Origin of the sequence: Rhizobium cauense (assembly GCF_019511525.1) — a bacterium.
Classification (GTDB): Bacteria; Pseudomonadota; Alphaproteobacteria; order Rhizobiales; family Rhizobiaceae; genus Rhizobium; species Rhizobium cauense.
The window spans coordinates 1-384 of the sequence record NZ_JAEUAT010000083.1; the positions used below are offsets into that span (position 1 = coordinate 1).

1 protein-coding gene is annotated in these 384 nt (G+C 68.0%); it reads left to right on the forward strand.

Annotated elements, in window-relative coordinates; all coding sequences use genetic code 11:
- The coding region (locus JNB88_RS34830; RefSeq protein WP_220359178.1) for an ATP-binding cassette domain-containing protein at window positions 1-384 on the forward strand (384 nt) is incomplete at both ends.

The window sequence follows — 384 nt, forward strand, 5'->3', positions numbered from 1 at the left end:
ACGACAAGAGCGGCTATGTCGAGCTGCCGGCCCCGCACGAGAGCCTGACGGTCGACAACATCACGACGGTGGCGCCGACGAGCGGCGCGGTGCTCTTGAGCGAAGTCAGCTTCACGCTGAAGGCCGGCCAGGCGGTCGGTCTGATCGGCCCGTCGGGTGGCGGCAAGACGACGCTGGCGCGCTCGATCCTCGGTATCTGGCCGGTGCTGCGCGGCTCGGTCCGGGTCGACGGAGCCGACCTCAGCCAGTGGAACGAAGCCTTCTTCGGCGAGCATGTCGGCTACCTGCCGCAGGACGTGGCGCTGATGGAGGGGACGATTGCCGAGAACATCTCGCGCTTTGCCGAGACGCCGGATGCGCGCAAGATCATCCGTGCGGCCAAGG